Source organism: Pleionea sp. WD8-19 (assembly GCF_055326765.1).
The window spans coordinates 154,903-167,768 of sequence record NZ_JBUZOU010000006.1; the positions used below are offsets into that span (position 1 = coordinate 154,903).

The window sequence follows — 12,866 nt, forward strand, 5'->3', positions numbered from 1 at the left end:
TCAATTTACCGGAGTCATCTATGAGAAAGTGGATATCTTTCCCACATAAAGAAGGCACCATCTCACGCCAAGCGCATGCCGACTTCCCGGAAGAAGGGATTTATGAAAGAGAGGCGGGGCGTAGTGGCTTTTTTGGCCCAGCCTCGCACTTTCACCATCAACGGCCGCCTACTAGTTGGGATTCTTGGGAAGGTCCTTTGCGACCTCGAGCCTTCAACTTAAACGAAATGGAGATCAATACTCATTCTCCATTCGATTCACCCATTGTGTTACACAATCGATTTTGTAAATACCGGTATTGGCACTGCGAAAGTAAGATGGACTTTCTTGCACGTAACGCCGATGGTGACGATTTGTTGTTTGTTCACGAAGGCGCTGCGGAGTTATTTTGTGATTATGGTCATTTAACGATTCGCGATGGCGATTACATTGTTATTCCGCGAGGTACCATGTGGCGATTGGAACCCAGTGAGCCCGTCACACTGCTCATTATTGAAGCGACTAATGACTCCTATCAACTCCCTGAAAAAGGGCTGGTGGGACCTCATGCTATTTTTGATCCGGCGGTTTTGGATGTGCCTTCGATTGATGATGCCTTTAAGGCGCAGCAAACCGAAGGTAAATGGATTGTTGAGATTAAGCGCAATGATGAGATCTCAAAAGTGCATTTTTCTTATAGCCCATTGGATGCGATCGGCTGGCATGGAGACTTGTCTGTGGTTCGAGTGAATTGGCGCGATATTCGTCCTTTAATGTCGCATCGTTATCACTTACCTCCGTCGGCGCATACTACGTTTGTCGCTAGTCGATTTGTTGTGTGTACTTTTGTTCCACGTCCTATTGAGTCGGATCCCGGCGCGCTAAAAGTTCCGTTTTACCACAATAACGATGATTTTGATGAAGTCATTTTTTACCATGCGGGTAACTTTTTCAGTCGCGATAATATTGATGCGGGTATGGTGACATTTCATCCATGTGGATTTACTCATGGTCCGCACCCTAAAGCTTTCGAGGCCGGGCGCAACTACGCCAAAAAAGAAACCGATGAAGTGGCTGTTATGCTAGATACTCGCGATCCATTGGAAATTGGTGCATCGGCCTTTTCGGTGGAAGAAGAATCTTACGCAGAAAGCTGGAAAGTGAAAGGCTAAAGCAAAAATTTTAGAGGTTTATAATAAATGAAATTTGCAACTCTTAAAAACAATACCCGAGACGGCCAACTAGTATTGGTAAGCCGTGATTTAAGTCAGTGTGTTGCTATTCCTGAAATTGCACCAACCTTACAAGCGTTATTAGATAACTGGAGTGCATTAGCTCCGAAAGCCGAAGCGGTTTATGCTGATTTAAATGAAGGGAAAGTCGAAGGTGCACAAACATTTGATCAGACGCAATGTGAGTCGCCGTTGCCGCGAGCTTATCAGTGGGCTGATGGTAGTGCTTATGTCAATCATGTTGAGTTGGTGCGTAAAGCACGTGGAGCCGAAATGCCAGAAACGTTTTGGACGGATCCGTTGATGTATCAGGGGGGAAGCGACACGTTTCTTGGACCGCGTGACGATATTGAAATGGCATCGGAAGAATACGGTATCGATATGGAGTCGGAAATTGCGGTGATTGTAGACGACTTACCCATGGCTGCAACAAAGGAAGAAGCGCGTAATGCGATCCGATTATTTATGCTGGTTAATGATGTTTCTTTACGTAACTTAATTCCTGGAGAGCTGGCTAAGGGTTTTGGCTTTTTCCAATCGAAACCATCAAGCGCTTTTTCACCCGTTGCAGTAACTCCTGATGAGCTTGGCGACGCTTGGGATGGTGATAAAGTGCATCTGCCTTTGGTTACGCATTTGAATGATGAGCTTTTTGGCCGACCTGACTGTGGCGTCGATATGACGTTTGACTTTCCGACCATCGTTGCGCATGCCGCAAAAACTCGACCTTTAGGCGCCGGTGCGATCATTGGTTCAGGAACGATTTCTAACTATGATCGTAGTGCTGGTTCCAGTTGCCTTGCGGAAAAGCGCATGCTGGAAATCATTGCAGACGGAAAACCAAGCACCCCTTTTATGAAGTTTGGTGATAAAGTTCGTATTGAAATGTTCGATAAAAATAATGCCAATATATTTGGTACCATTGAGCAAACCGTAAAAGAGTATAAAAAGTAAAGTGAATGCGTTTCGCCCGATTTTTCGGGCGATGTTTGTTTGCATGAGTTAACCGGAGGACTCATATGCTTAAACTTTTTGGTTACTGGCGTTCTACTGCGGCTTATCGCGTCAGAATTGCGTTGAATCTGAAAGAAGTGTCCTACGAAAGCATTTCAGTACATTTGGTGAAGGATGGCGGTGAGCAGCATAAACCTGACTATCGTAAACTCAACCCTCAAGGGCTTGTACCACTGTTAGTCGATGGTCACATCAAACTTTCTCAATCCATGGCTATTATCGAATATTTGGAAGAAAAGTATTCTAACCCGTCCTTGTTACCTACCGATATTTCGGCAAGAGCCGAAATCAGGGCGCTTTGTCAATCGATTGCTTGTGATGTTCACCCTCTGAACAATCTGCGTGTATTACAATATTTAAACAAAGAGTTGGCCGTTTCTGAGCAACAAAAAAACGATTGGTATCACCATTGGGTCCAAGTTGGCTTTCAAGCGGTTGAGCAGGTATTGAGTGTATCAGGTGGCAAGTTTTGTTTTGGAGATCAGGTGTCTATGGCTGATCTGTTTCTTATCCCTCAAGTTTATAATGCTAATCGTTTTAACGTCGATTTATCCCCTTATCCACGTATTTGCTCGATAAATGAGCACTGCCTCAGCTTAGCTGCATTTCAAGACGCAGCTCCGGAAAATCAACCCGACGCTCAAGCGTGAATTTGACCGAACTAATGTAAAAGTCACTTGTCCTAATTGCGGACTGGTATATACTAGTTCGCCGCTGTTTATCTGTAATTACCAGAAGATACATAATTAATATGACTAAAACACACTCTTTTAAAAATAAGCCTGTCTGTTGGCGATTGGCTCTTATTGCATTCGGAATTTCTGGGGCGATTTCTGCTGCCAATTTACCGAAATCCTATCAAGTCGTTGATTTGGGTGTGTTGGAGAATGACGCGTCATTTAATGATTACAATGTGCGTAGCTCTTATGGTTTCGCGATGAATGATGCGAGAGTGGCTGTTGGAGCATCGAATCGACACGAGTGGTTCACAGACTCGAATGGCATAACACAATCTAGCTTTAGCATTTTTCAAGCGGTGCAGTTTTTCGAAGATGGGACCGAACCGCAATCTTTAGTACCCAACGATGTGGAGTTTGGTATTACTTCGAATTCGAACAATAGTTTTATGTTTGCTCTGGATATTGATGAAGCAGGAACTATCGTGGGCTACGGTGCTGTGGTTGATGAGATAATCGTTCGCGAAGATACCGATACCGAAGAGTGTGTTGAAAGTACTGCTAGTCGGAATCGAATTCGCGGCTTTTACCAAAATGGAAATTTTAATCAAGTAATGTCGTTTGTAAGAAACAACGAACCCTTAGATGAAAATATTCAAGAGTTTGAAAATACTCGCATAAATGCTGTGTCGGGGAACTGGTTAGCGGGTGAAGTTGATCTCGTAACTGGAAAGGATGATTGCAATAATATTGAGTCCTTGCAAAAACGAGCCATGATTTACGATACCGTGACGGATGAAATGACTTTGTTAGAGCCAATAGTTGAGTCATTCAATCGATTTTCATTAAGTGATATTACTAGTAGCGGACAATTTATAGGTAATATTTCGACTTTTGATAGCAGTCGAAATGCCTATACAGCGGCAAGCGCTTTTCTGGGCGATGTGAATTCCACGGAGTTGCTTGAGTTTACGGGTATTGAAGACTCAATCTTTAACTTCTTGTGGGATTTAAATGATAATGGCAACATAGCCGTTGGGTCTTCAAATTTAAGAGCGGTTTATTATGACCGAGAGACTGATACGACTACCGAACTCGGTCAATTGCGTGAAAACTTTTTTACTTCGGATGCATTTGCAATTAACAACGACAATTTAATCGTTGGAACAGCACGAGTAAGCTCTAATCCAACGGCCTATCACGCATTTATATACGATATGGATGCTAGCGATGCTTCACCAATCGACCTAAATAATTTAATTGACTGTGAATTTCGTCAAGATGGAGAAGCGACCAAAGAGGGCGAACAAAAGTGGATTTTATCTGAAGCGAGAGACATTAATAATGAAGGTTATATTATTGGAACGGGATCGGTCACTGTAAAGCGAGGTAGAGGTGATCTTGCCAATGAATATATTGGAGAAGCCCGAGCATTTTTATTGATTCCTAACTATAACGACGAGCCAAAAGACAACTGTAACACGAACGTCTCTAAAAAGGGTGGATCGGTTTATTGGTTATTGGGCTTATTAACTATCATTGGACTCAGACGTCAACATTAAAAACTGTCAACGTACTTTAGGACGGGACAAACCAAACAAAAAAGGCGACTATTAGTCGCCTTTTTTGTTGTCAAACTCTTAAAGTTTAAACCAGCATATCAGAAATAAAATTCATGCCTAACTTTTGATAAAATTGCTTTTCACTCATCAATAAAGCACTCAGTTCTTTTAAATCTTTAGAAGAAATATCATTGAGATTTTGCTTATTGTTTAATGTTAAGAAATTTAATGTATGTTTACTGGAAGCGGTTCGAATTTTTTTCATAAGAAATCTCCAATTATTATTCTTCTAATTTCTCGAAGTGATAGTCTTTTGCGCGATGATGTTCGGCGAGTTTATTCGCTCATTTGCTCTTCAAAAATAAGTCGCGCAGCTGCGGAGACTTTCTCTGTGATAAAAGCATCGTAGGCCCAATCTTCAGGATAGGAGCCAATTGCTGAGACGTGATCTTCAGTGAAAGGTTGTTCGATCGTCATTCCGGGCTTGAGATCGGTTTCGATATTAAATGGTTTTATGGCAACCATTGTATCCATGCCTAGGCATAGACGGCCATCGTTATTGGTATACCAACGCATTGTATTTTACCCTGTCAATCTTTCTTTGTTGCAAAATCAGACTTTAGTGGGTTGTTCTTTTTATTGGCCACAAGCCTATTGTAATTGTTTATTTTTTAGAATCTGTGAAAAATATCACAATTAATTTGTGAATTATTAGCACGAATTAGAATAAAAAATAGGCAGGAGAGATAAAATGGGGGAGCAAGCCCCCATTTAAAGACAGGATAAGGATTGTTATAAGTAATTACATATTTGGATAATTTGGGCCTCCGGCACCTTCCGGGCATACCCAGTTAATGTTTTGCTTGGGGTCTTTAATGTCACAGGTTTTACAATGCACACAATTTTGTGCGTTGATTTGCAGTCGTGGATTATTCCCGTCATCGTCTCGAATAATTTCGTAAACACCGGCAGGACAATACCGTTGGGCTGGCTCATCATATAACGCTAAGTTATGCTCAACAGGAATTGATGCATCTTTCAACTGCAAGTGAACGGGCTGGTCTTCTTCATGGTTGGTATTGGAAATAAATACGGAAGACAGTTTATCGAAAGAAATTTTTCCGTCAGGTTTCGGATAGTTAATTTTAGGGCATTGAGCGGCTGGTTTTAGTTGCTCGTGATCGGGCTTTGGATCGCTTAACGTCCAGGGCAGCTTTCCATTAAACAGATTGATATCAATGAATGAGTAAGCTGACCCCAATAGATTCCCCCACTTGTGCTGTGATGGCCCAAAGTTGCGCTGTGCGTACAACTCTTGATAAACCCAGGAAGCCTCGTAAGCTTCAGCGTATTGCGCTAGATCGGTTTGAGGCTGTTCTTGCTTTAATGCTTCTGCAATCACTTCCGCTGCAATCATTCCGGACTTCATTGCCGTATGAGAGCCTTTGATTTTTGCAAAGTTAAGCGTACCCGCATCGTCGCCAATCAATAAGCCACCTGGAAAATGCATTTTAGGTTGAGATTGCAAACCACCCTTAACAATTGCTCGTGCACCGTAAGATACTCTTTCACCGCCCTCGAGGTATTGCTTAATAGTTGGATGGTGCTTGTAACGTTGAAATTCATCAAACGGACTAACGTGAGGGTTGCTGTAGGAGAGGTCGGTGATAAGGCCAACAACCACTTGATTATCTTCGAGATGGTATAAAAAGCCACCACCAGCGCTTTTGCTCTCCGATAGGGGCCAGCCTGCACTATGAACAACCAAACCTTGTTGGTGCTTGTCAGCTGGAACAGTCCACAGCTCTTTAATGCCTATACCATAATGTTGGGGCTCTTTATCTTTATCGAGCTCAAACTTAGTAATGAGTTGTTTACCCAAGTGACCGCGGCAACCTTCTGCAAATAAGGTATACTTACCATGCAGCTCCATACCTTGCATATACCCGTCTTTATGGGAACCATCGGCAGCGATCCCCATGTCGCCAGTTGCAATACCTTTAACCCTGCCGTCATCGTGATATAACACTTCGGCAGCGGCAAAGCCTGGAAAAATTTCAACACCTAGCGCCTCGGCTTGCTCCGCTAGCCAGCGGCATAAATTACCTAAGCTGATTACATAGTTCCCCTGATTATGCATTGTTTTGGGAGCTAACATCGAAGGTATTTTTTGAGCTTTACTTTCAGAAGTCATATAGTAAATATCATCACCAGAAACTTCGGTCAGAAGGGGTGCGCCTTTGTCTTTCCAGTCAGGAATTAGCTCGTTCAAAGCCGTAGGTTCAAATACCGCACCGGATAAAATATGCGCACCTACTTCGGAACCTTTCTCAACGACAACAACAGAGATTGGGTTTTCTGCTTCCTGACTCATTTGGGCCAGTCGAATGGCTGCTGATAAACCTGCCGGACCTGCTCCGACAATGACAACATCAAACTCCATAGACTCACGTTCGCTCATTGATTCCTGACCTCCCCAAGTTGTGTTATTTTCTGGCTTTTTGCGACTGTTTGGCGGCAAAACGGTTGATCTTTGTTTTAGATCCCGTCAGAATCTTGCCTTATTTTTGCATTGCACCGCAATAATGAATTGCAAATTGTTGAGAAAACAGGAGTTTTCCCACAGATTTGCGAGGACCGTTATTATAAACAACTCAGTACAGGACAATCCATGAAAATTCTGGTCGCCATAAAACGTGTAATTGATTACAACGTTAAAGTACGCGTAAAAGCGGATAACACTGGTGTTGAAACCGCCAACGTTAAAATGTCGATGAATCCCTTTTGTGAAATCGCGGTTGAAGAAGCTGTGCGATTGAAAGAGAAAGGCGTGGCTTCAGAAATTGTTGTTGTTTCAATTGGGCCGCAACAGTGCCAAGAAACTCTCCGAACCGCTCTGGCTCTGGGTGCAGATCGCGCAATTTTGGTTCAAACCGATGATGAAGTTCAACCACTTGCGGTTGCCAAAATATTAAAAGAAGTAGTGGCTAAAGAATCACCCGAAATGGTTATTTTAGGTAAACAATCTATCGATGGTGATAATAACCAAACGGGTCAAATGTTGGCCGCATTGCTAGATTGGCCACAAGGTACTTTTGCTTCCGAAGTGAATGTTGAAGAAGGTGTTGTTAAAGTTACACGAGAAATCGACGGTGGTTTAGAAACCGTTGCTTTGAATCTTCCTGCTATTGTAACAACCGACCTGCGATTAAACGAACCTCGTTTTGCTTCGCTCCCAAATATTATGAAGGCAAAGAAAAAGCCTTTGGATCAAATGACACCCGCAGACTTGGGAGTTGACACTACGCCTCGTGTTAAAACTCTGAAAGTAGAACCACCACCTGTTCGTGAAGCAGGAATAAAAGTCGAAACTGTGGCAGAACTGGTTGATAAATTGAAAAACGAAGCGAAGGTGATCTAATGACAACTTTAGTAATTGCAGAACATAACAATTCACATTTACAGGCGTCAACATTGAACACCATCGCTGGAGCTAAAGCTCTTGGCAGTGACATTCATGTACTGGTGGCAGGGAGTGACGTTTCAGCTGTTGCAGAGCAAGCGGCTAGTGCTGAAGGTGTAGCGAAAGTGATTTGCGTAAATGATGCGCAACTTGAACATAGCTTAGCAGAAACGTTGGGCAATTTGGTTGTTAAGTTGGCTGGTGATTACAGTCATATCTTAGCGCCAGCTACCACGTTCGGTAAAAACTTTTTACCGCGTGTTGCTGCTAAACTAGATGTTCAAATGATTTCCGATATTACTGGCATTGAGTCTGCCGATACTTTTAAACGACCTGTTTATGCAGGAAATGCAATAGCGACTGTTCAAAGTGACGACAGTATTAAAGTTATCACTGTGCGCGCTACCGCTTTTGACGCCGTTGCTGCAGAAGGTGGCAGTGGAACAGTCGAATCTATGGACTTAGGCGATACGGTTTTTGCTAATGCTTCTTTCGTTGGTCAAGAACTTACCAAATCTGAGCGACCGGAACTCACTTCTGCTCGCGTTATTATTTCTGGTGGTCGTGGAATGCAAAGTGGCGATAACTTCCATATGTTGGAAGAAATTGCCGATAAACTCGGTGCTGCGGTGGGAGCATCTCGTGCAGCGGTAGACGCCGGCTTCGTTCCTAACGATTATCAAGTAGGTCAAACTGGGAAGATTGTTGCGCCTGAACTTTATATCGCAGTGGGTATTTCTGGAGCGATTCAACACCTTGCTGGAATGAAAGACAGTAAAGTGATAGTTGCGATTAACAAGGATGAAGAAGCGCCTATTTTTCAGGTGGCAGACTATGGATTAGTTGCTGATTTGTTTAAAGTATTACCTGAACTTAAGGATGCTTTGTAAGTCGGTTTACTTGTTGTATTTGTCTCAAGGCCACTGTAGTGGCCTTGAGTGCATTTAAGTGGGATTATTTTAGTGAGAGTTCTATTTTATCTTTATTTCTACGTTTTTAGTAGGATGTGTTTCTTTTAGCCCTTCAATACCAGAGGATTACGCAGGTGAAACTGCCTTCGTTACTGATTCGTTTGTTCGAGAGTCTGGATCAACTGGAAAATTTTTTATTGTAAGTAAAATTAATGGAAAAAGAATTCGTGACAGCGTTCACCGCACACAAGTCAATAATCAAGGAAACGGGTTTAAGTTAAATTCCACTATCGTTGATAGAAAAGTAAAAGCTTCGCCAATGAGCGTAACTCTTGTTGGAGTAAGAGACTTTGCAACTGATATTCAAGGAATGTTCGGCGACTCAATGCGAGTTGAAGGAGTAGTTGATTTTAATCCTAAGCCAAATGAAAAATACGCTGTAAAAGGATATTTATCCGAACATTACAGCTCAGTTTGGATTGAAGATGAAAATGAAAATAAAGTGACGGCAGTGGTTGAACGGTTCGGCGAGGATTTTGAGTTAGCAACTTTGGCAAAAAAGAATATGCTTAATGCTAAGAATGTCAAACTGGAGCGATTAAAAAAACCAAATGACCCAAAGAATAATGAGCCTCTTTTGATTAGTTTGAAAAAGCCAAATAATTCTAAAGGTAATTTTGAGGAACCAAATTTTGATATCCATTTATTAGATGGGATTAATTATGAAAAAATTAGAGAGCTTTCAAATCAAATATTGCTTTACGGGCAAGTAGAAGAGGCGATTTATCTAAAACTCGAAGCGCGAATTCGAGAAAATTACAATAACAACGGCATGGATAGTTTACAGCTAGATGCTACAGCATGGATGATTAAAGCACTATCTACTACGAGCAATACTAAATACATAGACCTTTTTCAAGAAGTGTTGAACAACTCGTATAGTAGGAAGTTGAGAGGATATAGTAAGTTAGCGCTGAATAGAATGAATGCTAAATTAAAGTTTAAAGAGGTATTTACGCAACCGCTTAATCAAGAGTTTAATAAACCAATTTATGAAGAATATTACCGAATTTTTAATTCTAATGATTCTCATGTATTTCGGTGGGGAGCAAGAGATTTATTAACAATGCGAGTCGATGATGAAGGAGTATTAGATATACTTTCCGAGGCCGTTTGGAAAAACCGAATAGTAGGTAATAGTGGAATTTCTGCAGATGCTGAAGCTTGGGGTATCAAAGCTTTAGTTAAGTTGTCAAAAAATAAACAGTTTAGATATAAATATAAAGAAATGTTAGAGAAACTTATAAGTGAAACTAACCATTCGAAAGTGGCGAAGTTTGCTGAAGACTTTTCAGAGCACCTATGAGTTAATTGCTTTTTTGATTGCTATATTTATTTAGTGTTGCTTAAAAAGTCGAGTTAATCTCGACTTTTTTTCTTTTTCCGATACTTCATTCGAATCTCAGTGGCATTCCCCGATAAAAACTTACTGTCTTTAACACCTGGCATTCCAGAGAAAAGGGAAGGGTTAGTACTAAACCCAACTGGTTCAACTGGAATATCGGACTCTCCAAAATCCAGCTGTCCATTGCCATTTAAGTCCTGAAACACTCTAATTGCGTATTCTCGCTCTGGCTTTAAGTTGAGCGTGAATTGAGTAGCAGAACCTACCTTTGATGAGTCAATTTTAAAAAACTGGTCAACAATCGACCAGTCTTTTGATTGACTAAGATCCACAAGCTGAACAAAAACAAATCCTTTACTTTCATGGATGCCTTTAATCGTAACTTCAGAATTGACTGTTGTAGGCTCAGCGTACAATCCAGCACATAAAGAAATAGCAAGCAGATTGGCGGAAATTGAACTTTTCTGTGGTAAAATCATGAGTTAAATTTGGGGATTTATGTTCGTAACCGGTGTTAGGCATTATAGCTGAAAATCAATGAAAAAAGTGCTTGTTATTCATTACTCGCAGTCTGGCCAGCTTAATGAGGTAGTAAAACAGTTTACTCAGCCTCTAGTCAGTGATCCTGCTATCAACGTCGTGTTCGAATGCCTAAAGCCCAAAAATGCTTACCCGTTTCCTTGGCCTATTTTTAGGTTTTTCACCATTTTCCCTGAAGCTGTGCATATGGTTCCTCCGGAAATGGAGCCCGTAAGTGCAGAAGCCGACGTCGATGACTTTGACTTAGTCATTTTGGCTTATCAAGTCTGGTTTTTGTCTCCGTCTTTGCCGATGACGGGCTTTTTAAAGTCGGATCAAGCGACCAAAATCCTTAAGGATAAGCCAGTTATCACATTGATTGGATGTCGAAATATGTGGTTAATGGCACAAGAAAAGGTGAAGCGAGAGCTTGAGAGGTTACACGCTCGGCTCGTGGATAATGTTGTCTTAACCGACCGATGCGGCACGGCTGCAAGCTTCTTATCAACACCGCTTTGGATGTTTACAGGACGAAAAAAGGCTTGGCGCTGGGTTCCAGAAGCGGGCATTAGTGAAAGCGATATCAACAGTACAAGCCGCTTTGGTTTCGCCATTCAACAGCACCTTACTCAAAGTGATTTGCCAATTAATAAACCTTTGCTGAAAGGACTTGGGGCAGTAAAGGTCGAAGATAAATATATTGCAAGTGAAAAAATTGGTAATCGAAGTTTTTATATTTGGGGAAAGCTATTAAGAGCGCTAGGAGAGCAGGATTCATACGCTAGAAAGCTCGGCCTTTGTGTTTATATAGTCTTTTTGATAGCCATGATATTAACCGTTGTCCCCATTAACGCATTATTAAAAGCAATACTAAAACCGCTGTTTAAAAAAAGAATGCAGCAACAAGTCGAATATTTTTCGGCTCCTTCTGGAGAGTAGCAGGAATTTACCTTAAATGAGTCAAGACGTTTATATCAACAATGTTGCAGTTATGCTGCCTCACAATCCGGTTTCCAATGACGAAATGGAAGAAAGGCTAGGAATGGTTGGCGGCAAACCGTCAAAGGCCCGAAGAATAGTATTACGTAGTAATGGCATTAAACAACGTTATTATGCGATCGATCCAGAAACCGGAGAGTCAAGCTATACCAACGCAGAGTTGACTGCAGAAGCCATACGCAATTTGCAAACAGATGATATTGATATTCGAGAAATTGAATGTTTGGTGAGTGGAACAACAGGTGCCGATCAGATCATGCCAAATCACGCGGTGATGGTTCACGGAGAACTTAATGTGTCCGAGTGTGAAGTTATTGCAACTTCCGGAATTTGTTTGTCTGGTCTCACAGCAATGAAATACGCTTACTTAAGTGTCGCAGCGGGAGAGTCGCGTAATGCAGTTGCGACTGGCTCTGAGTTATCCTCAAGTATCATGCATGCTCGAAATTTTACCGCAGAACATGAAAAAAAAGTAAAGCAGCTCGAGTCTCGACCTGAACTGGCTTTTGAGAAAGACTTTTTACGCTGGATGCTTTCCGACGGTGCTGGAGCGGTTTGGATGTCGAACGAACCAAATGCAGAAAGGCCGTCATTAAAAGTCGAATGGATAGATACCTTGTCTTTTGCACATGAAATGGAAGCTTGTATGTATGGTGGTGCAGAGAAGTTACCAAATGGTAAATTAAAAGGTTGGACTCAATTTGATTCTACAGAGAGAAATCAAAACAGCGTGCTTGCACTTAAGCAAGATGTGAAGTTACTTGATGCGAACATTGTTAAACTAACCGTTGAACGAGCGTTAGAAAAAATTCTTCAAAAGCGAAAGTTGACACCACAAGACATCGACTATTTTTTACCTCATTATTCTTCAGAATACTTTCGCGATAAGCTCTATCAAGGGTTGGTTAATGTCAACTTTGAAATTCCTTTTGAAAAATGGTTTACCAATTTGGTTACAAAGGGAAACACCGGCTCAGCGTCTATATACATTATGCTCGAAGAATTGTTTAATTCTGGCCGATTGCAAAAAAATGAAAAAATCCTTTGTTATGTACCAGAAAGTGGTCGATTCTCATCAGGGTTCATGTTACTGACGGTGATTTAA

The 12,866-nt window shown here is 41.6% G+C and carries 13 protein-coding genes; 9 read left to right on the forward strand and 4 right to left on the reverse strand.

Going from position 1 to position 12,866, the window contains the following annotated elements:
* Positions 1-20: 20 nt before the first annotated feature.
* The 4 genes from ACTUJY_RS09505 (at position 21) to ACTUJY_RS09520 (ending at position 4,464) form a co-directional block, all read left to right on the forward strand.
* Positions 21-1,151 (forward strand): homogentisate 1,2-dioxygenase, encoded by a 1,131-nt coding sequence (locus ACTUJY_RS09505; RefSeq protein ID WP_463615846.1) that lies wholly within the window; start codon positions 21-23, stop codon positions 1,149-1,151.
* A 27-nt stretch (positions 1,152-1,178) separates the two neighbouring features.
* Positions 1,179-2,165, forward strand: coding sequence for a fumarylacetoacetate hydrolase family protein (locus tag ACTUJY_RS09510; protein ID WP_463615847.1), 987 nt, complete (start codon positions 1,179-1,181; stop codon positions 2,163-2,165).
* A gap of 65 nt (positions 2,166-2,230) precedes the next feature.
* The gene (gene maiA / locus ACTUJY_RS09515; RefSeq protein ID WP_463615848.1) at positions 2,231-2,875 is read left to right on the forward strand and encodes a maleylacetoacetate isomerase; all 645 of its coding nucleotides are present in this window, start codon (positions 2,231-2,233) and stop codon (positions 2,873-2,875) included.
* Between the two features lie 101 nt (positions 2,876-2,976).
* Positions 2,977-4,464, forward strand: coding sequence for a DUF3466 family protein (locus ACTUJY_RS09520; RefSeq protein ID WP_463615849.1), 1,488 nt, complete (start codon positions 2,977-2,979; stop codon positions 4,462-4,464).
* Between the two features lie 85 nt (positions 4,465-4,549).
* Here the strand turns inward: ACTUJY_RS09520 and ACTUJY_RS09525 are convergent, their stop codons facing one another.
* The 3 genes from ACTUJY_RS09525 to ACTUJY_RS09535 form a co-directional block, all read right to left on the reverse strand.
* Positions 4,550-4,729, reverse strand: a complete 180-nt coding sequence (locus ACTUJY_RS09525) for a hypothetical protein (protein ID WP_463615850.1) — start codon at positions 4,727-4,729, stop codon at positions 4,550-4,552.
* A 71-nt stretch (positions 4,730-4,800) separates the two neighbouring features.
* Entirely contained in the window at positions 4,801-5,040 is a 240-nt protein-coding gene (locus tag ACTUJY_RS09530) for a hypothetical protein (protein WP_463615851.1), read from the reverse strand.
* Between the two features lie 226 nt (positions 5,041-5,266).
* A complete protein-coding gene (locus ACTUJY_RS09535) occupies positions 5,267-6,925 on the reverse strand; it encodes an electron transfer flavoprotein-ubiquinone oxidoreductase (RefSeq protein ID WP_463615852.1) in 1,659 nt (552 codons plus the stop codon).
* A gap of 210 nt (positions 6,926-7,135) precedes the next feature.
* Here ACTUJY_RS09535 and ACTUJY_RS09540 point away from each other — a divergent pair, with 210 nt between their 5' ends.
* From ACTUJY_RS09540 to ACTUJY_RS09550, 3 genes are all read left to right on the forward strand, one after another.
* Positions 7,136-7,885, forward strand: coding sequence for an electron transfer flavoprotein subunit beta/FixA family protein (locus tag ACTUJY_RS09540; protein WP_463615853.1), 750 nt, complete (start codon positions 7,136-7,138; stop codon positions 7,883-7,885).
* Positions 7,885-8,817, forward strand: a complete 933-nt coding sequence (locus ACTUJY_RS09545) for an electron transfer flavoprotein subunit alpha/FixB family protein (protein WP_463615854.1) — start codon at positions 7,885-7,887, stop codon at positions 8,815-8,817. The genes ACTUJY_RS09540 and ACTUJY_RS09545 overlap by 1 nt, the downstream gene beginning before the upstream one ends.
* A gap of 340 nt (positions 8,818-9,157) precedes the next feature.
* Positions 9,158-10,204: a hypothetical protein gene (locus ACTUJY_RS09550; RefSeq protein WP_463615855.1), complete on the forward strand. Its 1,047-nt coding sequence runs from the start codon at positions 9,158-9,160 to the stop codon at positions 10,202-10,204.
* 53 nt (positions 10,205-10,257) lie between these two features.
* Here the strand turns inward: ACTUJY_RS09550 and ACTUJY_RS09555 are convergent, their stop codons facing one another.
* Positions 10,258-10,722 (reverse strand): DUF2141 domain-containing protein, encoded by a 465-nt coding sequence (locus tag ACTUJY_RS09555; RefSeq protein ID WP_463615856.1) that lies wholly within the window; start codon positions 10,720-10,722, stop codon positions 10,258-10,260.
* A gap of 58 nt (positions 10,723-10,780) precedes the next feature.
* Between ACTUJY_RS09555 and ACTUJY_RS09560 the strand changes: the two genes are divergently transcribed.
* Together ACTUJY_RS09560 and ACTUJY_RS09565 are read left to right on the forward strand one after the other, a co-directional pair.
* The gene (locus ACTUJY_RS09560; protein WP_463615857.1) at positions 10,781-11,701 is read left to right on the forward strand and encodes a dialkylrecorsinol condensing enzyme; all 921 of its coding nucleotides are present in this window, start codon (positions 10,781-10,783) and stop codon (positions 11,699-11,701) included.
* A 16-nt stretch (positions 11,702-11,717) separates the two neighbouring features.
* Positions 11,718-12,866 carry a beta-ketoacyl-ACP synthase III gene (locus ACTUJY_RS09565; RefSeq protein WP_463615858.1) on the forward strand — a complete coding sequence of 383 codons (1,149 nt, stop codon included), beginning with the start codon at positions 11,718-11,720 and terminating at the stop codon, positions 12,864-12,866.

Coding starts and splice junctions, on each gene's coding strand:
- ACTUJY_RS09520 (WP_463615849.1), top strand. CDS start 2,977: ATGACTAAAACACACTCTTTTAAAAATAAGCCTGTCTGTTGGCGATTG.
- ACTUJY_RS09555 (WP_463615856.1), bottom strand. CDS start 10,722: ATGATTTTACCACAGAAAAGTTCAATTTCCGCCAATCTGCTTGCTATT.
- ACTUJY_RS09560 (WP_463615857.1), top strand. CDS start 10,781: ATGAAAAAAGTGCTTGTTATTCATTACTCGCAGTCTGGCCAGCTTAAT.
- ACTUJY_RS09565 (WP_463615858.1), top strand. CDS start 11,718: ATGAGTCAAGACGTTTATATCAACAATGTTGCAGTTATGCTGCCTCAC.
- ACTUJY_RS09540 (WP_463615853.1), top strand. CDS start 7,136: ATGAAAATTCTGGTCGCCATAAAACGTGTAATTGATTACAACGTTAAA.
- ACTUJY_RS09535 (WP_463615852.1), bottom strand. CDS start 6,925: ATGAGCGAACGTGAGTCTATGGAGTTTGATGTTGTCATTGTCGGAGCA.
- ACTUJY_RS09525 (WP_463615850.1), bottom strand. CDS start 4,729: ATGAAAAAAATTCGAACCGCTTCCAGTAAACATACATTAAATTTCTTA.
- ACTUJY_RS09530 (WP_463615851.1), bottom strand. CDS start 5,040: ATGCGTTGGTATACCAATAACGATGGCCGTCTATGCCTAGGCATGGAT.
- maiA (WP_463615848.1), top strand. CDS start 2,231: ATGCTTAAACTTTTTGGTTACTGGCGTTCTACTGCGGCTTATCGCGTC.
- ACTUJY_RS09510 (WP_463615847.1), top strand. CDS start 1,179: ATGAAATTTGCAACTCTTAAAAACAATACCCGAGACGGCCAACTAGTA.
- ACTUJY_RS09545 (WP_463615854.1), top strand. CDS start 7,885: ATGACAACTTTAGTAATTGCAGAACATAACAATTCACATTTACAGGCG.
- ACTUJY_RS09505 (WP_463615846.1), top strand. CDS start 21: ATGAGAAAGTGGATATCTTTCCCACATAAAGAAGGCACCATCTCACGC.
- ACTUJY_RS09550 (WP_463615855.1), top strand. CDS start 9,158: ATGAGCGTAACTCTTGTTGGAGTAAGAGACTTTGCAACTGATATTCAA.